At 33.1% G+C, this 22,678-nt stretch carries 19 protein-coding genes; 12 read left to right on the top strand and 7 right to left on the bottom strand.

Annotated features, from left to right (window positions below; translation table 11 throughout):
• Nucleotides 1–78: 78 nt before the first annotated feature.
• The 3 genes from F6K06_RS03595 (at nucleotide 79) to F6K06_RS03605 (ending at nucleotide 3,021) form a co-directional block, all read left to right on the top strand.
• Entirely contained in the window at nucleotides 79–1,743 is a 1,665-nt protein-coding gene (locus tag F6K06_RS03595; RefSeq protein ID WP_287239279.1) for a SpoIIE family protein phosphatase, read from the top strand.
• A gap of 4 nt (nucleotides 1,744–1,747) precedes the next feature.
• Entirely contained in the window at nucleotides 1,748–2,173 is a 426-nt protein-coding gene (locus F6K06_RS03600; RefSeq protein WP_124146999.1) for an anti-sigma regulatory factor, read from the top strand.
• Between the two features lie 413 nt (nucleotides 2,174–2,586).
• A complete protein-coding gene (locus F6K06_RS03605) occupies nucleotides 2,587–3,021 on the top strand; it encodes a hypothetical protein (protein ID WP_124146998.1) in 435 nt (144 codons plus the stop codon).
• Between the two features lie 1,212 nt (nucleotides 3,022–4,233).
• Here the strand turns inward: F6K06_RS03605 and F6K06_RS03610 are convergent.
• Nucleotides 4,234–4,740 (bottom strand): orange carotenoid protein N-terminal domain-containing protein, encoded by a 507-nt coding sequence (locus F6K06_RS03610; protein WP_124146997.1) that lies wholly within the window; start codon nucleotides 4,738–4,740, stop codon nucleotides 4,234–4,236.
• 423 nt (nucleotides 4,741–5,163) lie between these two features.
• Between F6K06_RS03610 and queG the strand changes: the two genes are divergently transcribed.
• The 3 genes from queG (at nucleotide 5,164) to F6K06_RS03625 (ending at nucleotide 9,354) form a co-directional block, all read left to right on the top strand.
• Nucleotides 5,164–6,087, top strand: a complete 924-nt coding sequence (gene queG / locus F6K06_RS03615) for a tRNA epoxyqueuosine(34) reductase QueG (RefSeq protein ID WP_124146996.1) — start codon at nucleotides 5,164–5,166, stop codon at nucleotides 6,085–6,087.
• A gap of 110 nt (nucleotides 6,088–6,197) precedes the next feature.
• Nucleotides 6,198–6,827, top strand: a complete 630-nt coding sequence (locus F6K06_RS03620) for an HAD-IA family hydrolase (protein WP_124146995.1) — start codon at nucleotides 6,198–6,200, stop codon at nucleotides 6,825–6,827.
• 694 nt (nucleotides 6,828–7,521) lie between these two features.
• Complete coding sequence (locus tag F6K06_RS03625) at nucleotides 7,522–9,354, top strand: EAL domain-containing protein (protein ID WP_287239273.1); 1,833 nt, start codon at nucleotides 7,522–7,524, stop codon at nucleotides 9,352–9,354.
• 13 nt (nucleotides 9,355–9,367) lie between these two features.
• Here the strand turns inward: F6K06_RS03625 and F6K06_RS03630 are convergent, their stop codons facing one another.
• The gene (locus F6K06_RS03630) at nucleotides 9,368–9,511 is read right to left on the bottom strand and encodes a hypothetical protein (RefSeq protein WP_287239270.1); all 144 of its coding nucleotides are present in this window, start codon (nucleotides 9,509–9,511) and stop codon (nucleotides 9,368–9,370) included.
• 687 nt (nucleotides 9,512–10,198) lie between these two features.
• Nucleotides 10,199–11,545 carry a hypothetical protein gene (locus F6K06_RS03635; protein ID WP_124146992.1) on the bottom strand — a complete coding sequence of 449 codons (1,347 nt, stop codon included), beginning with the start codon at nucleotides 11,543–11,545 and terminating at the stop codon, nucleotides 10,199–10,201.
• An 808-nt stretch (nucleotides 11,546–12,353) separates the two neighbouring features.
• Here F6K06_RS03635 and F6K06_RS03640 point away from each other — a divergent pair.
• Nucleotides 12,354–12,953, top strand: a complete 600-nt coding sequence (locus F6K06_RS03640) for an ACP phosphodiesterase (protein WP_124146991.1) — start codon at nucleotides 12,354–12,356, stop codon at nucleotides 12,951–12,953.
• Nucleotides 12,954–13,791: 838 nt separating this feature from the next.
• Here F6K06_RS03640 and F6K06_RS03645 read toward each other — a convergent pair.
• Nucleotides 13,792–14,796 (bottom strand): LysR family transcriptional regulator, encoded by a 1,005-nt coding sequence (locus F6K06_RS03645; protein ID WP_124146990.1) that lies wholly within the window; start codon nucleotides 14,794–14,796, stop codon nucleotides 13,792–13,794.
• Between the two features lie 604 nt (nucleotides 14,797–15,400).
• Here F6K06_RS03645 and F6K06_RS03650 point away from each other — a divergent pair.
• From F6K06_RS03650 to F6K06_RS03670, 5 genes are all read left to right on the top strand, one after another.
• Nucleotides 15,401–16,114 (top strand): NnrU family protein, encoded by a 714-nt coding sequence (locus F6K06_RS03650; RefSeq protein WP_124146989.1) that lies wholly within the window; start codon nucleotides 15,401–15,403, stop codon nucleotides 16,112–16,114.
• A gap of 47 nt (nucleotides 16,115–16,161) precedes the next feature.
• Nucleotides 16,162–16,533, top strand: a complete 372-nt coding sequence (locus F6K06_RS03655; RefSeq protein ID WP_124146988.1) for a co-chaperone YbbN — start codon at nucleotides 16,162–16,164, stop codon at nucleotides 16,531–16,533.
• Between the two features lie 154 nt (nucleotides 16,534–16,687).
• Nucleotides 16,688–17,041: a macro domain-containing protein gene (locus F6K06_RS03660; RefSeq protein ID WP_124154507.1), complete on the top strand. Its 354-nt coding sequence runs from the start codon at nucleotides 16,688–16,690 to the stop codon at nucleotides 17,039–17,041.
• A 51-nt stretch (nucleotides 17,042–17,092) separates the two neighbouring features.
• A complete protein-coding gene (gene mddA, locus F6K06_RS03665; RefSeq protein ID WP_124154506.1) occupies nucleotides 17,093–17,848 on the top strand; it encodes a methanethiol S-methyltransferase in 756 nt (251 codons plus the stop codon).
• 265 nt (nucleotides 17,849–18,113) lie between these two features.
• A complete protein-coding gene (locus tag F6K06_RS03670) occupies nucleotides 18,114–19,307 on the top strand; it encodes a class I SAM-dependent methyltransferase (protein ID WP_124154505.1) in 1,194 nt (397 codons plus the stop codon).
• Nucleotides 19,308–20,090: 783 nt separating this feature from the next.
• Here the strand turns inward: F6K06_RS03670 and F6K06_RS03675 are convergent.
• Genes F6K06_RS03675 through F6K06_RS03685 form a run of 3 tightly spaced genes read right to left on the bottom strand, consistent with a single transcriptional unit; the run spans nucleotide 20,091 to nucleotide 22,603 of the window.
• The gene (locus tag F6K06_RS03675) at nucleotides 20,091–20,420 is read right to left on the bottom strand and encodes a hypothetical protein (RefSeq protein WP_124154503.1); all 330 of its coding nucleotides are present in this window, start codon (nucleotides 20,418–20,420) and stop codon (nucleotides 20,091–20,093) included.
• Nucleotides 20,421–20,429: 9 nt separating this feature from the next.
• The gene (locus F6K06_RS03680; protein WP_287239244.1) at nucleotides 20,430–21,446 is read right to left on the bottom strand and encodes a restriction endonuclease PLD domain-containing protein; all 1,017 of its coding nucleotides are present in this window, start codon (nucleotides 21,444–21,446) and stop codon (nucleotides 20,430–20,432) included.
• A gap of 17 nt (nucleotides 21,447–21,463) precedes the next feature.
• Nucleotides 21,464–22,603 (bottom strand): DNA cytosine methyltransferase, encoded by a 1,140-nt coding sequence (locus F6K06_RS03685; protein WP_287239242.1) that lies wholly within the window; start codon nucleotides 22,601–22,603, stop codon nucleotides 21,464–21,466.
• Between the last annotated feature and the right edge of the window lie 75 nt (nucleotides 22,604–22,678).

Raw genomic sequence — 22,678 nt, forward strand, 5'->3', positions numbered from 1 at the left:
TTAATAAATTAGATTGAAGCTATTAAGGCCAACCGGAGAGTATAAAATTTGAAAAATTGTCTGGGAGTAAGGCATAGCATGAGTCGGGGAGAGGGGAAATTAAAATTGATGGTAGTCGATGACGAACCAGACAACCTAGATTTGTTGTACAGGACGTTTCGGCGAGAATTTAAAGTATATAAAGCAGATAGTGCCTTCAGTGCCATGAAAGTTTTGGAAGATGAAGGAGAAATGGCACTGATTATCTCTGACCAGAGAATGCCAGAAATGAATGGTACAGAGTTTTTAGGCAGAACATTAGAAAAATATCCAAATACAGTTAGGATTCTACTGACAGGCTATACAGATGTAGAAGACTTAGTAGAAGCAATTAACTCAGGAAAAGTATTCAAATATATTACAAAACCTTGGAATCCTGAAGAACTCAAAGCTGTAGTACAACAAGCTTCAGAAACCTACAAAATTGTCACGCAACGCACCAATGCTCTAACTCGTGCTTTGCGACGAGAGTCTATGTTAAATGAAGTAATGAGTGCTATTAGAGAATCATTGGATTACTCTAGTATGTTATCGACAATCATTCAAACAGTGGGACAGACTTTTGACGCAACAGAAGGTAAGTTATGGCCAGTAGAAGGCGATCGCTTAATGCCTGAATCATTTTCTTATCAAAACCCTGAAATTACTCAAAACAACTTCCCTTTCACTCCAGAACAATTTTTGGAAGTAGCAATAAGTCGTCAAACCAAATTAGAAGAAAGTTCAGATAAAAACATTTGTAAATTAATAATCCCCCTGATTTATCAACAAGACTTACTAGCAGTTTTAGCTCTTGATCAACAAGATAGCAGTAAATTTTGGTCTTCAGAAGATATAGAATTGATAGAAAGTGTCCTGGAGCAAGGAGCATTAGCATTATCTCAGGCTAAACTCTATCAACGCACCAGGGAACTTGCAGAACAAATGCGTAATGAGCTAGAGGTCGCCCGCCAGATACAGAGTAACCTATTACCTCAAAGTTGGCCAGAATTTGACACATTAAAGATACAAGCTTGCTGCTATCCTGCCAGAGAAGTAGGAGGAGATTTCTTTGAAGTTTATACCCATTCTCAAGGTGACATCTGGTTGGCACTGGGAGATGTTTCTGGTAAGGGAGTACCCGCTGCTTTATTCATGGCAAGTGCTATGTCTGTGATGCGACGAGAACTTTCTCAAGAAAATCCCCCAGACCCTTACGAAATAATGGAAAATCTTAATACTGGTCTCTGTGACGACCTTATTAGTAACAATTGCTTCATTACAATGGTTTTGGCTCGTTATACACCAGAAACTGGATTATTAGCTTATGCTAATGCTGGTCATATATATCCCTTGGTTTGGTCTCAAACTGCACTGCTAAGTACAGAAAATCAGGATTCTAATCAAGTGCAACCAAATTTTCTCAAGGACCGTGGCATTCCCCTAGGAATATTGCCAAAATGGAAAGGAAAAGCAGGTACTATAGACTTGAATTCAGGAGATGTATTTCTACTGACAAGTGATGGCATCACTGAAGCTACAGTAGTTCAAGAGGCTACTGATAGTGGAAAACAAACTCGTGTAATGCTGCAACAAGAAGGTTTATGGCAACTTTTAAAACAGCACAAAAGCCAAATAGACCTAAATAGTTTATTAGCTTATATCCGAGCTAATAATCAAGTTCAAGAAGATGACCAAACTATACTATCTCTGGAGGTTCTGTGAATTTATGAAAACCGAGCTTCAGGTGCCAAGCGACTTACGCTTTTTAACTATTGTCGAGCACTGGTTATTGAGCAGTTTAGAAGTAGAGCTAGGAGAACATATTGATTGGCCTCGTCAATCCAACCGTTTACGCTTGGTACTGGCAGAAGCTTACTCCAATGTGATTCGTCATGCTCATAAAGACCAACCTAATTTACCAGTATTAATACGTTTAGAAGCCAAAGACGGTGGTATTGCTTTGGAAATCTGGGACTATGGTAAAGGTTATAGTGTAGGAGGGTATAACCCACCAACACCAGAAGCTAAACAAGAAAGTGGTTATGGATGGTTGATTATGAATAGATTGATGGATCGTGTAGATTATACATTGCAGATAGATGGTAGAAACTGCCTAAAATTACAGGCTAACATACTAGAAAAAGTACAATAAAGCACTTGCTTCATTATTACAAGCTAAATAATGCAACGAAATAGACGGAAGTTGTCAGGCTTTTTCTTTGATCAAGATTAATTTTTGGAGATAAGTCAAAGTACTTCTATAAAATCAAATCTGTTATCAATATTTATTTACTTTGATTATTGTAAAGTTTTAAGTTTTTTTTCTCTTTTTTCATACGTTTATCCTTAACTCTGTTCCCTATTCTCTGTTTCCTGTTCCCTGAGTGTGGCAATATTTGATGTAATTGGTATTACACAACTGAAAAAATATTGCGATAACTATTATATATATATGATCAACCTGATAAGTTTTGTTAAGTTTGGTTGCATCTAACTATACTCTACCGCAAGATAAAAATAAGGTTTATTTAGATACCATTAAAATATATATATTAGGTTTGTTATATGAATATGTTTTTTCCTTTAGCCCCTCGTTATCGCCTAGATGACGAATCTCCTTGGCTAGAAAGAATCGATCCTACTCGTAATTATTGGATTCATATCAATGGAGAAAAAGCACTAACGGCTGTAATTCCCGGTTTTACAGTGTCTTCTACAGATGAATTTAAACAAAATATATTTCAATTTCGCGACCTAGAACCAGGGGCACATATAAAAATTGAGAGAGCTTCCGAAACTTGTTATATTTACTGTATTAGTCAAAACTGCTATGCAGTCGAATGCTATTTTAATAAATCGCTAGTATGGCATCTATTTGACAAAGAAACTTTAGAAAGTTTATTAATGACAAGTCATCCAGACTGGAAGTGTGCTTCTAGTCATATAGAACTAGGACAACAAATGTTAGCTCGTTCATTGCAAGTATCCACTACAGCTTGAAATTAATCATCTAACATGAAATCTAGTGTGAGGACACAAATTTAACTAGCTCTGGACTAATAGCTTTCAGCTATCAGCTTGGGTTAAAATCCCTGACTTATAGGTTAGATGCTGGATAATTTAAAAGGGATTTCAACCCCTCTTAAATTGCATTTCCCTCGGTTTCAGCATAAATTTAAGCTGAATGCTTTTTAACAACTGTTGTGGATAAGCTAACAGCTTTAAACTAAAAGCAATTATTCGCTCCTACTGACGGTTCAAAATAAATTTCCCAGCTACATTTACCTAACAGCTACATTTACCTAAAATCAAGAAGTTTTGTTTCCCTGACTTAAACTTCTACGTCGTTTTCATTAAGCTCTTGGCTCACTCCTGCTTAAGGATAAGTTTGTATATAGCAGAAGAAAGAAGGAAGAAGGAAGAAGGAAAAACCTTGTGTTGTCTGGGTTTTAAGCTTTTGATATCTCCTAAACTTTACTCCGACTGCTATAACTTTAATCTTCTTCCTGAAGATAGGAAGCGATCGCATTCCTACTAATAATAGGATCTTGAAGATCATTCAGTGAGCCATTATATCATGTTCGGTTGAATACTTACACTTTGGAGGAAGGAAGGCAGTAGGGAAAGAAAGCTTCAAGGCCAGAAGTTTTTTTATAACTGATTATCCGTTAGCGTAGCTCCCCCGGAGGGGGAACATGATATTAGCAGTAAATAGACTTGCTGCAAACGCAGAAGGAAGAAGGAAAAAGTTTGATTATTTATATTCCCAAGTTTGCAGCTATTTCATAAGTCAAATACAGTAATGGCGACTGCTGTACTTTCAAAATTATCGTTATTAAAAGTTTAAAAGTAGCGAGCAACTACTTGCTGTTCAATACCAGTAATTGTTTAGCTCTGTACTGTCCAATATCAGAGAGTTTTACGGCAAGTATTTCGTTATATTAAGTGTCATTAATTAAACAAGGGTAAAAATGATCTTCTCAAATTATCTTGAGAATCTATCAAATTGCCCCCTACTGCTCCGGTGCCCCCTAATCAATGTTATTTGTGGGTATTTAAAGAGACATGATATTATACCTTTTCTGAATAGTAGTGCTATATTTAATTACCATCTCCCTATCTCTCTATCTCCCTATTTCCCCATTACAAATATATATAGCAAACTTTTTGAGATATGGTATTAGATTAGGTTTCGGGAATGTTACTCAAAAATTAAGCTAAAGGATCGACACCCATATTCGCTACAACGTTGCGTAATACAGTAATTTGTTGACCAAAATCTAATACTTCTATAGAGGTCAATACTTGAGATCCAGAAACCGAGAGCTGATGAAAAGTAGGCATTGGAACTATATCGCCTTCTTCAATGGACTCTGTTAGTTGATACCAGAAAGCTAGCTTAGTATTAGGGGTTAGTATACCATAAGCACGAGAAATAGGGTTATTTTTGCTAGCAGCTAAGTCACGGATGACTCCTAATTGTTCTTCGTGAAACATATATTTAATCTCATTTAGCAAACCTTCAGCCAACTGTAGGCGTGCTGCACCGGGGGTTGTAGGTGTAACAGAGCGTCTAATTCTAATTTTGGTGTAGATGTACCATAGTAATGCCAGTTGCTCATCAATACTAAGAGTATTGAACTGAGCTGTAGTTTCAACAACAGTTTTAGGGTTACTACAGATAAAAATTTTCATTGTAGATTCAGCAGTATATGTCATGTCTGCAACTTAGAGATTTATATTTATGTTAGCTAATCTCAAATCAAATGGCCTTGCAAATCTCTGCCTCCTTGCTTGGCATTATGTAACTTTTTGTTAATAGGTGCAAATAAAATTGACAGGTTGAAAAGTTTCAAAACAAAGTATAATTCAAAATTAATGGTGGTTGTATCGTAAATTATTATACAGTTTTGCCAATCTGTGTTACCAATTAATACCATGTTCGGATGATTAAGTATCATAAAAATGTTCTATTGAAGCGCTCTGGAAGGAATATCCCAAATTTATGCTCCGTTTCCAGTGTTCTCACTTGAATTTACACCTACCACCTAAGAACTTTATTATAACTAATTAAATGGACATGATGTAAGGTATTTAAAATATTATAAATTAATACAAATTTTACAAATCTAGCTAGTATCGATGAAATCTGCACTTAGCATTAGTCAAATCAAACAGAAAGCCTTAGAAGTAGGATTTCACAAGGTTGGTATAGCTTCAGTAAATGAGTTAGGTTCAGACACAGAAAGATTGCAGGCATGGTTGAACAAAGGTTATCAAGCAGACTTAAGATGGATGGCTAACCCCAAACGTCAAAATTTGAAGCTAGTGATGCCAGAGGTTGAATCTATTATTTGTGTTGCGCTCAACTATTACACGCTACATCAACATTCTGAAAATTCTGAAATAGGTAAAATTTCTCGTTATGGGTGGGGTAGGGATTATCATAAAGTCATGCACCAAAAGTTAAAAGCTCTGAGTAACTGGTTGCAGGAGCAAGAAAAGGAAATTTTAACCAGGTATTATGCAGATACAGGTCCAGTGCCAGAAAAGCCATTGGCACAACAAGCAGGTTTGGGTTGGATAGCAAAAAATGGTAATCTAATTACTAGAGAATACGGTTCATGGGTATTTTTGGGGGAAGTGTTAACTAACCTAGAGTTGACAAGCGATCGCCCTCATGCTCAACATTGTGGTAGTTGCACTCGTTGTCTGGAAGCTTGTCCGACTAATGCGATCGTAGAACCTTTTGTTGTTGATGCAAATTTTTGTATTGCTTATCACACAATAGAAAATAGAAATCCTGAACTACCTGAATATATTAAATCAAATTTAAAAGGGTGGGTCGCGGGTTGTGATATTTGTCAGGATGTTTGTCCTTGGAATGAACGATTTGCTCAAAAGACAAATATTGATGATTTTCAACCTTATCCTGGTAATGTAACTCCTAAGTTAACAGAACTAGCAGAGATATCTCAACAAGATTGGGATAAGCAGTTTCCAGCTTCCGCACTACGACGTATTAAGCCAGAAATGCTACGACGAAATGCTTGTGCTAATCTTTAATGAAGTCAAAGTCAAAGTTATCCACTGCCATAGATTAGGTTGATTGATTGACATTTTCGAGTAATAGTTAATGATAGAATCAGAAAGCAATTAGCAATTGTTATATAATAATGATAAAAATAGTTATTTTTGATTTTGATGGTACATTAGCAGATACTTTTGATCTGATTTTTGCAATTACAAATCATTTATCAGTTGAATTTGGATATAAACAAGCTAAGAAGGAAGAAATTCCAGAAATAGAAAAATTAAGCCCTCTACAAGTGATTAATCAGTCAGGAATATCTATTTTTAAAGTTCCTTTTTTATTGAGAAGAATTAGAGCAGAATTTCAAAAAGAAATTAAGAATGTCAGCTTGTTTTCTGGTATTCAAGAAATTTTATTAGAACTGAAACAGCAGGGTTATCAACTGGGAATAATTACTTCTAATAGTCAGAAAAATGTAGAGTTTGTCTTGCAAAAATATGATTTATTAATCTTTGATTTTATAATTTCAGCCTCAACACTTTTTGGCAAAGATAAGGTGATTAAAAAATATCTAAAAGTGGAGAATATTCAACCAGAAGAGATCGTTTATATCGGAGATGAGGTTAGAGATATTAGTGCTTCCAAAAAAGCTAAGGTTAAAGTAATAGCGGTGACTTGGGGATTTAATTCTAGAGAAGTATTATCCGATTATCAGCCAGATGCTTTAGTTGATCGACCGCAAGAATTAATGGAAGTAATTAATAACTTTTGAAGAAAGTAAAAAAAATGATGAATAGTGACAAGCCTAAGCTTTATTCACTTCAATATCTACTAGTCTTATACCAAAAGAGAAAATACTAGGTATTATGTTATTCTATCAAAATTTACACAGCTTGTCAAAACTAAGTTGGTTGTCTACTAGAATCGTTAAAAACATTGCTGAACTTTACTTATTGCTTAATAACTAAAGTCTTGAGGAAGTATACTATTATTTTTGTTTTTGGGAATTGGTATTATATATAATAATTTATGGTGGAGGTAGGGAACAGAAAACCTCTCAAATTCTAAGTTTCAAAGAAATAGTATTTACGAATTGTATCATTTTCGGTTGAATACTTATAAATAAGTGAGCAGGGAGAATAGAAAGATTTGTTGTTGAAGGTAGAGGATGGTTTTTTTCAGGCCACTCTTAAACGGACATCATATAACTTGACTTTTTCTGATAAAATTACTATTAGATTAGTACTATAATATCAATTATATAAAATAATGCCATATTTAAAGATAAAAAAGAAGCAAAAGTCAAGAGTAAATCAAGAAAAAAAATGATATATATAGATAGTGTTTAGGATCTAATTATCTGCTATTAAGGATAATTTTTAAATGTCATTTTTGTCACATAAAGTTTGAGAATTATTATAATTGTATATACAATCAAATTATCCAACTTATGCAGGTAAAATTCGATGGATATCACTGAATATTCTGTTAAAACTCCCACATATCCTACAAAAATTTTAATTATAGAAGATGAACTTATTGTCGCAGAAAATATTACTAGAAATCTTAAGAAATTAGGATATGAAGTACTTGGAATTGTAGACTCTGGCGAAGAAGCTATTCAAACTGCAAGAAAAAAACATCCTAATTTAGTACTAATGGATATCATGCTTCAAGGAGATATAGATGGTATTGAAGCTGCTGGGTATATTCGCTCTCAATTAAAAATACCTGTTGTTTATATGACTGCTTATGCAGATGATAATACATTAGGGCGGGCAAAGTTAACCGAACCTTATGGATATCTAGTGAAGCCGTTTAAACCTCAATCATTAAAAACTACAATTGAGATTGCCCTTCAGAAATATCAAGGCGAACAAGATATAGAGTCGCGGTATGTTCAGCAAATTGAAACGGTAAAAGATAAACTTAATAAGTTAACTAATCAAGAAAATCCAAGTATTTTAAGTAATCGGCTTTTATTATCAGATAAATTCGATCAAATTATTAGTAATATCGCAAATTTAAAAACACAAGATTATGTAAAAGAAAAAAAAATTATACTAACTATTCCTGTGATTTGTTTAGGCATAAATCGCTTTAAGCGCATTGATGACTTAGGATATGATTGGAGTGATTTATTGGTTACAAATATAGCTAAAAGAATCAATAAATTTATTGGTAAAAATAGCGTGATAACTCGCTTAAATACAGATGAATTAGTGATTATCCTAGAATCACTTCATCAGAAGATAGAAATTACAGGTATAATTCAAAATATTATACAGCAATTTGTCGAACCTTATGTGTTAAAACAGCAAAAGTTTTTGATTAGTGCTAATGCTGGAATTGCTCTTTATCCTATTGATGGAAGACAACTGGGGCAATTACTTTTAAAAGCTAGAAAAGCCATGGAGTATGCCAGAAGAAAGGGCAATAATCAATATTTTTTTGATAATGAAGTAGGTAAAGATCAAAACAGCCATACTTTGCAGTTAGAGAATGATTTACATTCGGCACTATCAAGTAAACAATTTAAGATTTACTATCAACCAATAATTAATTTAAAAACAGGCCAAATTGTAGGTGCAGAAGCTCTACTACGCTGGCAAAAATCTGATGGGTCTATAATATTACCAAGACAATTTTTACCCCTAGCAGAAGAAACAGGATTAATTGAACCAATAGGTGAATTTGTGTTGAAGACTGCTTGTGAAAATGTTAAAGCTTTGCAGGATATTGGGTTAGGAAAAATACGAGTAGGAGTCAACATATCTGATCGCCAGTTAAATAAATTAGATTTACGTCAAAAATTAGTTAAAGTTCTTTTAAATAGCGGTCTAGCTCCTAATTACGTCGAGTTAGATTTTAATGAAAGTATTTTGATTACAAATGAAACAAAGGCTATACGAAGTTTACATGGTTTAAAAAGTTTAGGCATTCAAATTTATATAGATGATTTCGGTACGGGTTATTCTTCCTTAACTTATCTACAAAAATTCCCCATTGATGGTATAAAAATCAATCAAAATTTTATTAGTAAAATCAACAGTAATCCTGGTAACCAAATTATCGTATCAGCAATTATTTCTATGGCTCACAAATTAAATATACGAGTTATTGCTGAAGGAGTTGAGACTGAAGAAGAATTGGCTTTTTTAGTTAAAAATCAGTGCGATGAACTTCAAGGTTATGTATTTAATCGTCCTTTACCTTTGGTCGAATTTGCATCCTTAGCAGAGTCTTTAGCTAGTTGTCCTCAAATGATTAATGATTGGATACAGGGAAAAGGAAAATGAAATAATGTATCTATTAGTTATTAGTTTGATCTTCTGAAATAGGGATTATTTCCCAGTTATGTGCTTCTAGAATAGGTGCAATATCTATAACTGCTCGCTGCCGTAGAGCAATAACTTGTTTAATCTTACAAAGTCCTTCTAACTGAATTTTATCCATAGAGGTAGCTCTACTAATAGTTTCATTATTTTTGCAATATAAATATCCAGTAGCTTGATTACTAATACCTCGAAGTTTAAGATGATATAGTTGTACATCTTGATAAAGAAAGTGATTTGGAGTAACATTGAAGAAGGAGACAGGAGACAGGAGACAGGAGACAGGAGGAAAATTACATGGGGATTCTCACCCCAAGTAATTTTGAACACCGTGTAGACGGTGGGGTATTAAACCCACAAAGAAAATGATAATTTGCATCTTGTTCATTAACTATAGAAGTTATACTTTAGTTATTCTAGAAAATTTCAAATAAATAAACAGGGGTAGAATTTGAGATTTTTTTTACCGAATAATTAAGGTAGAAAACCTTTTCATATCAAATCCGGTTAAACAGTTATAGATTAGTTAAGTCTTTAGGAGTCAGAAGGAGAGAGAATCACAAAGATTTATTAGTTATGACGATTCGATAATTTTTTTATATCCAATCAAACGTATTTGATATCATTGAAAAAGAAATAAAGAAAAAAATACTTTTCACCAATGCTATTATTTTCAGGAGAAGTAATTATTAATTATTAATTGTTGAAGATTCACTTAAACTGGCTACATCTTCTATCAAGTTAGTTATTTTTTTGTCAACTCAATCTAACTAAATATCAATTTTTTTTTATTTAAAGTAGAACGAATTTATTGTATCAATTTTTCTTGATCTTTTTTATTATTCAATATTTGCATTTGCAATTCAGAAATATCTGTATTTTTTTCCTCAAACTTTTCTTGATAGTTATTGACTATATTTTTATCTTGATACAGATTTTCTTGAGAAATATCAGTAATTTTGCTACCTTGTGTAACAGCAGAGGAATTTACTGCTGCTCGATCCAAGTTTGGTTGTTGAATTAATTTTTCTAACTCATCTAATGTTATCTCAGAACGTTGATTATTTTCTACTAGAGACTGAGCGGTTTGCTTACCAGTTTCAGCTAAATTGTTAAGTTCAGAAATTTTCCTCATTAAGTTATTAGCTACTAAATTCATTTGACGACCTGCTTGTGAAGTTTCATTCACCAATTTTCCAATCTCGTTAGTAATATGACTGAAACCACTAAGTTGAGAATTTGAATGACCAGCAACAATAGCAGCTTGTATTGCCAAATGTTTTGCTTGCTTACTAATTGTTTCAATTTGATGGGATGCAGAGTTAATTAGTTTAAGTTCATTGGTGAACAAGTGACCAATATTGACAATTTCATTCATATTTTTGTTGATTTTTTGTACTCCTTCAAATGTTGCATAAAATGCTTTTTTTCCTTCCTGAGAAATAAAACCAGTAATTTCTTTTAGTCTGCGGTTAAGGTTATGAATTTGTTGTGATTGACTAATTAAGTCATTTTGCTGTATTTCTAATAACTTGTGTCTAGCTAAAATTTCTTGTTTTTGCGTTTGTAATTCTGCCGTATGTTGTTGGAGTTTTTGCTGTTTATGTTTGAGCTGAATCAAATAATTTTTAGCAGAACTTTTCTGGCGAGATAACTCATTATTGACTTCTCTAAGTAGATGAGATTGAGCCAGGATTAAAGTTTGAAAATTAAGTAAAAAATAAATATAACAATTAGGATTTTTTTTGTTTACGAATTGAATTACTAGTGGTTCATATACAGTTTCTTCAGAACGGTTTAGTGCTATTTGTACAGCTAAATTAATTTTTTCTTCAGAAAGTAATACCAAACAGTTATCTAAATATTTAGTTGGAGTAGCTTTTAAAAAATATTGAATAGGACGTTTGATAAATAGTTCTCTTCCATAACGAGAACTCATTTGTTCATGAAAGTAGCGTCGAGAAATCATGCCAAAAAACTTTTCATCGGAAGCAACTATAACTCCAGATAAGTCAGGTTGTTGATTAAACTGATATTCAACTAATTCTAGGGAAGTCATCGGACTTACTTGAAAATCAGTCAGTGGTAATTCTCTGAGGGTAGATTCAGAATTTAGCTTCGGTAGATTAATAATAGATTCTAGAGTGTTTGCCATGCTACAAAATCCACTTAATTTATGAAAGAGCTTCGGAAAAATCTAGGGTAGTTTAATCATCATAATTTTGATTTATTGTATAAGCTGTTAGCTAATAACGTCAATCGTCATTTCTAACTTATTTCAATAGATATTGGTTTTTGTATAAATTATCCTGAGCAGTTTAACTTTGCTTTAACATAGATATGATTGGAAGTATTTCAAAATTTAATCATAAAATCTAGGCAATAGACTTCTCCAAAAATCAAAAATCAAAGCAATTCTTATTTATAAATTGTCAATTATTTATTCCTGTTATCTGTTTCCTCTTTCTTAGTTGATAGAGATTTCTAATATTAATTAATATTGATATTTATACACTCTTGATGTACAGGATTTGTCAAAAACAAAAAATAGAGAATAAAGTCTGAAACTCCTATTACTGTGATCTATTCTTGAATTCCAATAGAGATTTTATATAAAATCAAAATATATAGTAGTTGAAGGAAAGGTTATATGAAAGATAAAAAAGAATGCTACGAATAATTTAGCTAGTTAAAAAACTTTACCCAGAAATATTGATTTGACTAAAAACAGAGTTTGAGTCTAATAAATGATATGTAGGCTATTCCTACTTAGGACTGAGGACTGACTCCTTGAAACAGCCGTGCGTATTTGTAGCAAAAATTTTGGTATTTCATATTAGGACATATCAAAAGCTTAAAACTTAGACAACGCCAGATTTTTTCTTCTTCCTTATTACTTTTTCTTTCTTCCTTCTGCTATAACTGCTATGTACTTTACTTGAAAATGATATAACTATCTACTTATGAACTATCTAGCTCATTTATTTTTAGCGAAAAATACTCCCGAATCACAAATAGGAAATTTATTAGGTGATTTTGTCAAAGGGTATCTAGAACAATATGAAACTATTTATAGCCATGAAATTATTCAAGGAATCAAAACTCATCGTCAAGTTGATTGCTTTACTGATACTCATCCAATATATTTGAGAAGTAAAAATCGTATTAGTAATAGTCATAGACGTTTAGCAGGAATAATTATTGATATTTGTTATGACCATTTTTTAGCCAATCACTGGAACTTATTTGCCTATGAAAACTTAGATGTATTTGTGCAAAAAATATATATTATTTTGCAAAAAAATCAGGAAATTTTACCTGATAGATTACAAAAAATATTACCTAAAATTATATCTGAAAATTGGCTTAGTTCCTACAAAAACTTATCAGGGATTAACTTAAGTTTTGTCCGTTTATCTAAACGTTTGAAGAGAGAAAATAATCTTGCTACTGCTGGAAATGAACTGATTAAAAATTATACTGAAATTGAGTCGGATTTTTTGACTTTTTTTCCAGAAGTTATTAATTATGTCAAAAATTTGTCTAATATCAAATCCGGTTGAACAGCTTCACTATCAATTTATAGAATCCATGTTTGTATCTTGACCTTGATTATCATTTTTATTTAGGCATTTTCTCGTCTCCGATCTTAGAGCTTATTTGTAAACTGAGCTGAATTCCATTTCTAGCATGGGTTTTTCAAAAGTTATGCCCTTGGGGCTTAGATAGTGTCAAACCCTTACAATGTAAAGTATTTATCCTCTTAATATTTACTTTATAAATCAGCTCTAAGAATGTGAAAAAATTGTTATTCTAGCAAACATCAAATATACTCGAGCCAATTAATCTTTATTGCGAGCAAAATTTGCTGAATCTTCTTCTATATTTATTGAGTTTTTCAAATAATAAACTTGGTTAATTTATATTCATTATTAAATTATAAATCTATGAGTATAAACTGAACTTGTTATCTATATTTTTAACCCTGGGTTTAAGATGCCAACTATTCAATTATCAGTTAATTGTTTGTAACTCCAGTTGATAGGAAAATTTGAACTGGAACTCAACTAATACCCATTGAGATTCTATATTCCCTCAGACAGTTTTCTCATCTCTGGTGTTCCCTTAACCGCCCATTGAGAGATAAAGTTTAAATGCCGAAACACTTATACCAGTTTGATAAATATTTGTTACAAATTAGGTAGACTATTTCTTAGGAGTTATGAGGACAAAGTCAGAATAAATAGCTTCGATATCATTTTTTAGGTCGGAAATTATCTTTTTAGTCAAAGGGACATCTCCTGCACCTATCTTTTAATCACCCAAATTATTCATAATATTATTTTTGGAAAATTGTATTACTGATAATTGATTCAAAAATTCTCCATTAATAGTCGATATTCAAGTTTCACTAACATTATTTGTTACTATCTCTATAGGCTGTATTTCTTTAGATAAAGGTTTAATCTTATCTGGATTAAAATTGAGACTAGAAAACAAAGGTAAAATTTCCTTACTAAAAGCCTCGGCAGCTTTAGAGCGGTAACGATTAGGATTATAAATAACCGATAATATTCTATTGACAACTATCTGCTCTATTTTAGCCGTAGTCAAAACCCCAATTTGTAAGTCTTTCTCAATAGCTGAAACAGAAACAAAAGCTACCCCCAAACCAGATTGAACAGCATTCTTAATTGCCTCAATTGAATTTAATTCCATCTCCACTTTCAGACGGCGAGTATCAATACCACTACGGGATAATACCTGATCAATTACCTTACGAATAGTAGATTGAGAATCTAGAGTAATAAAATTTAAATGATACAAATCATCCTTTTGAATAGTCTCCTTTTCTGCCAAAGAATGAGAAACAGGCAAAATTAAAGCCAACTCATCTTCAGCATAAGGTATAACTTCCAAAGACTCTTGTAACTCTGGAGGAACTTCACCCCCAACAATAGCTAAATCTATTTGTCCATTAGCAACACTCCAAGCAGTACGACGAGTAGAATGAACATGTAACTGCACAGCTACATCAGGATATTTTTGCCTAAACATCCCAATCATTCGGGGTAGTAAATAAGTACCAGTAGTTTGAGAAGCACCAACAATTAAAGTACCACCCTGAAGGTTTTGTAAATCCTCAATAGCTCGGCAAGTCTCTTGACACAAAGATAATATCTTCTCACCATAAGTAAGTAGCAAATGACCAGCTTCAGTTAATTGTGCCCGGCGGCCACCCCGGTCGAATAAAGGTACATTCAACTGTCGCTCTAAATTTTGTACCTGTAAACTAACCGCTGGTTGAGAAACAAACAAACTATCGGCAGCTCGTTTAAAACTACCTTCAGCAGCGATCGCCTTGAGAATGCGTAATTGGTCTAGGGTGAAAGGAAGCTCAGACATATTGTTAAAGGAAAAAGAAATTGAGGAAGTTAACGCCCAAAGAGTTAGCAAATGGGCAAATTGCTTAATGGTATTTGATTTGACTCGGTAGGTCTTTCCAGAGCAAGTAGAGAGTGGAAAAGTTTTAACAAGTTTGAATTTACAGTGTTTTTCTGTCTTAAATTGGTTGGCATTTAAGTTACTTATTTGATTAAATCAGGAAGAAATTAAAATTATCAAAATAATTGGGTCGCGTAAACCCGCCTTTTAAGGCGAAATATTTTTGGAGCGAAGCTCAAATCTCCGTTACAAAAATATACTTCTGACTTCTGACTTCGTTAACTCCATGCTCCATATCTTCAATCTTGTTAGTTAATCAAGCTCTGATTGTCCTGTTTAGATTAAACTGAATCAGGGACAAAAGTCCTTAAGACAGAGGTTGAGAGTTGAAGACCTTTGATTTCCAAATTCCTCAGCTAGGGAATCAATAATTTATTGGGAAAATCAAACTCTACACTCACCGCATTTCCTTCCCCACTCAAGGGGTTGGCATTACGTCCCTTCAGCATACTGCTGGAGGATTCCTCCAAAAGTTAACTTTTATTATCAATGTCCCATAATACCCATGTCTAATGATTGGTTAACCCCTAGCCATTTAATTATGTTGGGGTTACTGCTAAGTTTTGCAATCGCCCATAGTGGTTTGGCAGCCCTCCGACCGTGGGCCGAAACCAAAATTGGTCCTAGACCCTATCGCATCTTATTTGCTCTGGTCAGTCTACCACTAGCAGTAATTCTGATTATTTACTTTTTCAACCACCGTTACGATGGGTTGCAGTTATGGCAACTGCAAGGTGTCCCAATAGTTAAGCCTATAGTCTGGATACTATCAGCAATTTCATTTATTTTTCTCTATCCCTCTACATTCAATCTTTTAGAAATTGCTGCAATTCAAAAACCCCAAGTCCATCTCTATGAAACAGGGATTATTCGGATTACCCGCCATCCTCAAATGGTCGGCCAAGTAATTTGGTGTATTGCCCATACTCTTTGGTTAGGGACAAGTTTTACCTTAGTAACATCTTTTGGCCTCATACTCCATCATTTGTTTGGTGTATGGCATGGGGATCGACGACTTCAACAGCGTTTTGGTGAATCTTTTGAAAAGTTAAAGTTTCGCACATCGGTTATACCTTTTGTCGCTATTATCCAAGGACGTCAAACTCTACAGTTACAGGAGTTTCTCCGATGGGCCTATGTGGGAGTAGCTGTTTTTATCTTCTTACTTTGGCAAGCTCATCCACTACTAATCCGTGCAACTGGGAGCGTAGACTGGTAGCATGATCCCAGGATATAAAAAATTTAATTAACTCAGATCGAGAAGCCATGCTTTTGTCAATTAACGAAAAAACTTTTAAAAAAGAGGTGTTAGATGCCTCTAACCCGGTTTTAGTAAATTTTTGGGCACCGTGGTGTGGCCTATGTAAAATGATTGTCCCCCAATTAATTCAATTTCAGTCTGAATGGAATGGCCACTTAAAGCTGGTGGGGGTGAATGCTGACGAAAGTTTAAAGCTTGCTAGTAAATATCAACTCAGAACTTTGCCTACCCTGATTTTATTTGAAAATGGCCAAGTAGTGAATCGAGTGGATCATTTCCAGGTACGGGAAGATTTTTTACGGACATTAGATACTTTTATGACCAGTTACCAAAAAACTTGTCTAACTCGACTTTTGGAACCTCAGTTAATGGGATGAAGAAGGTGTTAGGTAATTAATAATTAATAATTAATAATTAATAATTAATAATTGCTTGCACCAGTTTCTTATACCTAGCATTTTTGGAGTTTAGGGAATATCAAACGCTAATTGTACTATTGCTGAGTCTTAAATAAAGAGGTTAAAACTAGAATTGAAGGGAATAATAATAATAATTTCCTTTGGAGCTAGTTTTAGCCTCTTTCAGTTTTTACAGCCAGTTGCAGCTAGATGGCGAGCTGGAGTTTTCGGAGAGAAGAATACACTGATGAGATGTTATGAAAATAGTTTAGCTTTAGCAGAAAAATATGCTATAAAAACAATTGCTTTTCCTGCTATTGCTACTGGTGGTTTATTTTTTCCGGTGGAAGTAGCAGCAAGAATAGCTATAACTGAAGTTATGCAATTTTTATTGGAAAGTAAATCTATTGAAAAGGTTGTTCTTGTTTGTTTTAAGACTAAAGTATATGAAAAATACTTAGAAGATTTTCGTGAAATACTAGAGTAAAAAATAATTTCATTTATTTCTATAAAGTAATGGATATTTTATCAGATAAATATGAGTAGAATACTAGCATTTATCTATGGTGTAGTTTGTTATTTAATATCAATGATAACTATTCTGTACAGCATTGGTTTTGTCGGCAACTTAATAGTACCAAAAACACTAGATTCCGATTTTGATGGTTCTCTGATTAACGGGATATTAATTGATATTTTATTACTCGGTTTGTTTGCTATTCAACATAGTCTTATGGCACGTCAAAGTTTCAAGAAATGGTGGACGAAAATTATTCCACATCCGATTGAACGTAGCACTTATGTTTTAATGGCAAGTCTGGCATTATTACTGTTATTTTGGCAATGGCATTCTCTTGGTGGAATTATTTGGAATATACAAAGTCCGATTGATTCTAATATTATTTATGGCATTTTTGCTTTGGGGTGGTTAATTGTCTTCCTCAGCACTTTTATGATTAACCATTTTGATTTATTTGGTTTGCGACAAGTATATTTATATTTGCGCAGTCAGGAATATGAATATTTAGGATTTAGAACTCCAGGGTTTTACAAATATATTCGCCACCCGATTATTTTGGGTTTTGTTATTGCTTTTTGGGCAGCTCCAACTATGACATTTTCTCATTTGATTTTTGCCCTGGGTACAACAATTTATATGTTAGTGGGAATTAAATTAGAAGAAGTAGACATGATTTCTATTTATGGGAATTTATATCGGGAATATCGGCAGCAAGTTTCTATGTTAATTCCTATGCCAAGAATAAAATTAACTGAGGAGAAGGTTCAGGAATAATTTTGAAGAAGGAAGAAGGAGGAAGGAAGAAGGAAGAAGGGAAAGATGATATAGCCTATTTCATATTAGTAAGGTACATTAAGGGTATTTCATATTAGTAAGGCACATCAGTCTTATAAGGTATGGAACCATTAGAGTAGCTCTTGAGATTACGGAACTGGCAAAAAAAATCCTTAACTGAATTGTATTGTACTATAGACTTATCTACTTTTTTTTTGTTACTTCTTACTTCTTCCTTCTTACTTCTTCCTTCTTCCTTAAATTTATGAATCAACTACAAATAACTATCAACAACAGTAACGAAAATTTGTGCAAAATTATCCATCAAAGCATTTATGAATCTCCAAAAAAACGGATTACTTTTGCCCAATATATGGATTTAGTTTTGTACCATCCCCAATATGGTTATTATGCAAGTCATCCTGTGAATATTGGTAAACAAGGAGATTTTTTAACATCTTCTCATTGGGGTGCAGATTTTGGAGAATTATTGGCAGAACAATTGATGCAAATGTGGAATATTCTCAATCAACCTTATAATTTTACTCTTGTAGAAATGGGTGCTGGTCAGGGAATTTTAGCAGAGCAAGTTTTAGAATATTTAAAGCAAAATCATTTAGATTTTTTCCAAACAATAAAATATCTGATTATCGAAAAGTCAGAAGTTTTAAAAGAAGAACAAAAAGAAAGGTTACACTCATATAAAGTGAGGTGGTGTGATTGGGATGAAATTTCTCATAGTTCAATTACGGGGTGTTTATTTTCTAATGAATTAGTGGATGCTTTTCCAGTACATAAAATTATCATAGAAGATCGGGAAATTCGAGAAGTTTATGTAAGCTCTGACTCAGATGGAAAATTTATAGAAATAAGTGGTGAAACTTCTACTCCTAGAATTGCTGAATATTTTAATTTAGTGGGTATAGATTTACTATCATTTCCAGATGTAGAAGGTTATCAAACGGAGGTTAATTTACAAGCTTTAGATTGGATAAACACTGTTGCTTCTAAACTACAAAAAGGATATTTGTTAACTATTGATTATGGTTATCAAGCACCACGTTATTATAATCCGACTCGCAGACAAGGAACTCTACAATGTTATTATGAACATCATCGAAATAATGACTTATATTGGAATATTGGGCGACAAGATATTACGGCTCATGTGGATTTTACCGCATTGGAAAAACAGGGAATTTTGTCAGGATTGGAAAATATTGGTTTTACTCAACAGGCTTTATTTTTAATGGCGTTAGGTTTAGGAGATAGATTAAATGAATTATCAAATAATCAAGGGTTTTCTATTCAGGAAGTTTTGCGGCGTAGGGAAGTATTACATTCATTAATAGACCCAATGGGGTTGGGAAATTTTGGAGTTTTAGTGCAGGGTAAAGGTTTGAGTGAGGAAGAAAAAAAACAGACTTTGAAGGGTTTAAGTATGCCTGCGATGGGATAAGTTTACAAGCGATCGCTTTTGGCAATGTTCAACATTTACACTCGATCAAACCTACAAATACTAATATCCTCGTAATTTTTTGAGTCGATATAGAGAGTCTTTATACCACTTTTGATTTTCTTGTTGTTTGTATAAGTCGGCGACTTTTTTATAGTCTGATATAGCTTTTTCGGTATCCTTTACATGAATTAAAAGAGAAAATTAGCGAAATTTTCGAGAATGGAGATAATTGGTTAGGGGGATTATTTAAACTGGAAAAATGGCTGTCAAAAGCTAAAAAATATTTTCCCGACGGACAGAAAACTATTAGCCGTTGGCTGGGTGAGATTATTACTTCAGCACCATGAATACAATAAAAAAATGTCATTTCATAATAAATAATTAAAATTAGATACAAAAAACAGAGAATTGTAGCACCCATCATAGCCTGACACTTGGATATAATATTGCTTATCATTAAGACTAAAATTAAAATAACTTCAACTAAAGTGGCAATGAATAAAGGCTGGAAAAAAGATTCTATCAATTGCATGAAAGATATTATTTGGGGGAGTCTACATCGCACATAAGCTTTAGTAAACAGAGAAGTAGGTCTTAGACTTATAATTCCATAGGCTACTGAAATTTTTTGCAGAACATATAAACTACCAATAATTATTACTACTGTAAGTATAATAGTCAGTACAATAACAATTTTTCTGTAATTAAAACGCATCAGCTTTTCCTTGAGTGATTGATAGTGGCAAGGTAGGAGCAAGAGTCAGGACACTCACTCCAGAGTTGTCAGACACAAAGTAGGTAGATTAATGCGGTCAAATAACTCTCACTTACAATCTCTACCACCGTTTGTTTTGCTAATCTAGTTAAAGCAAAAGGATTTAAAGGAGTATCTGATTTTCTGGCAATAAAAGTTGGTTGTTCTGGTTGTGATGATTGTTTGTTCAGAGATGGTATTTTATTGCAACTAACCAGGGTAAATGTTGTTAGTATGATTGTTAGTGTGATGATATGTTTCATTGTGGTTGTTTTTTTATTTAGAGATTTAGTCGGGGCGGGTTTATCTGTGAAATTAACGGTGATAGTAAAATTCAAGATAATATTAGCTACTTGCATTGCTATTACTTAAAATTCTAAGTAGTAGTCTGAATCAGATAATTTATACATCCGAATGTAGTTTTTTCCATACTCTTCTAATGTCTGACTTGTGACTGGTTCAAATAGCTCTAAAACTCCTTTTTGTTGTAGTTTACCTTTTATCCAATGACCTAAAACTTTTAAGTCATCTCTTGACCTCAGATTTTTATGATAATCACCTTGGGTACGACAAGGAAATACTAAACCATCATCAGTGTAAGCAATAAAATCACCTTTGGGATAAATAGGATTTTTAGTTGTAGCTATATCGACAATAATTTCTACTTCAAACCAGTCTCTAGGAATCACAATACCTGTTTTTCTATTCCATCTTCCTTTGCCAAAAAAAGCATTTAAGTTTGACCGTTGTTGCCGATCGACTCTAGCCAAAGATATATCCACATAAGGAACTTTAGAATTAATAATTGGTTTAGTTTCTACTTTCTGAAAGTTAATCTTTTTTCGGTTAGCTTTGACAGATTTAACAATCGGAAATGATTCACACTTGTCAAAATTTACCGATATATTATCAGTAAGTAGCCAATTAATATAGGCTTCTGTTTGATTGATAGTAGGGAGGTCTGTAATTTTACAAGTAAATTCTAAATTCTCAAATAATCCTCTTTTAGAAAAATTTGAAGACCCTGCAAAGTAAAGCAATTCATTTTGATATTTTATTCTATAAATATTGCCGTGAAATGGTGGTGGATTCCAGACAAATCTAACACCTCCACATTCAGGATTTGCAGATAATATAAAACTATTTAATTCACCTAATTTATTATAGGTATGCCGACTTAATCCTTCAAACATTCCCATGCCAACTAACAATGTAAAATTACCACCATCGTTAACAATTTTAGCGATATATTCTTGATCTTGCTGTAAGATAACTGCTGAGGTATAGCCAGATTCAATAGTAACAGAATTAGCTTCCTTTAAAAGAATACTCACTCTATCACCAAAAGCACCTCCAAATTCTGAATTATTAGTATAAATAGCCATAAAATTAATCTCAAAAATTAGAGTAAACTTAACTGTATTGGTTGTTCATCTGATTCTAATTCTGCGAATTTTAATCTATCTTTGATTGACATACCTTGTAAATGTTTACTGAGACTATATAAATCGATTTTCTGATAATCATCTTTAAATAATGGAATCAAAGATTCAACAATAGAAACAATTCCATCTGGAGGTACAGCATTACCAATTTGTCGCCTAATTTCAGTAAAAGAACCTGCAAAAATAAAATCATCAGGAAATGTTTGCAACCTTGCTCTTTCTCTATTTGTTAAAGACCTTGGTTCGGGATAATGATAACCCCATGTTCCACCACCCCCACCAGCAATAATTGTCGCAGCAGGTTTGTCTGGATGAATTCGTCGATAAACATGACTAATCATCCCTTTTACATAATAGGGACTATCTTTAGGAATATCTCTAAAATTACCTCCTGCTTTTATCCTTTTCAATATTTCAATTGTTCGAGGTTGAATTTTTTGATGTTCATTATTATCCGGAACTTTTTCTACATTTTTAAGTGCTTCACCAGCAGTTTTATAAGGATATTTACGACCAAGACCATATTCTGGTTGAGGATGAATAAAATTAAAACCTGTATCCATTCTAATCCCTACTAAAATTACTCTTTCCCGAAACTGAGGTACTCCGTAATCAGCAAATTTGTATAATTTAGGCTTTACTAAATAACCTGGAGATATACTTTCAAAATCTGATATTATCCGTTGAATTGCTTGATATTTATTCGCACTTAATAAACCTTTGACATTTTCTGCTATAAATGCCTTTGGTTGTTTCTGTTTAACAAATTCTAAGAAGTAGGTATATAAATTGCCTCTCGTACCCTCTAAACCAGGACGTTTCCAGATCATTGAAAAATCTTGACAAGGAAACCCTCCCGTAATTAAATCTGCCTCTGGAACTGCATTAATATCTATATTTTCAATTTGATTATGCTCAACAACATCAGCAATATTTCTTTTAAAAGTTTGACAAGCATAAAAATTAGAATCAATTGCCCAAACAACCTCAAATCCTGCGTAATGAAATGGTAAATCCATTCCTCCACAACCTGAAAATAAAGAAATAAGTTTTGGTGGTGTTTTCCAATTTGTTTTATTGAGGCGTTCAATCAACATTTTATCAAACAAAATAAGCGGTATTTTTACATCTAAAATGTAGCATAATTTGACGATAAATTAAATATTTTGATG

Origin of the sequence: Okeania sp. SIO1H4, from assembly GCF_010672695.1 — a bacterium.
Lineage (GTDB): Bacteria > Cyanobacteriota > Cyanobacteriia > Cyanobacteriales > Microcoleaceae > Okeania > Okeania hirsuta.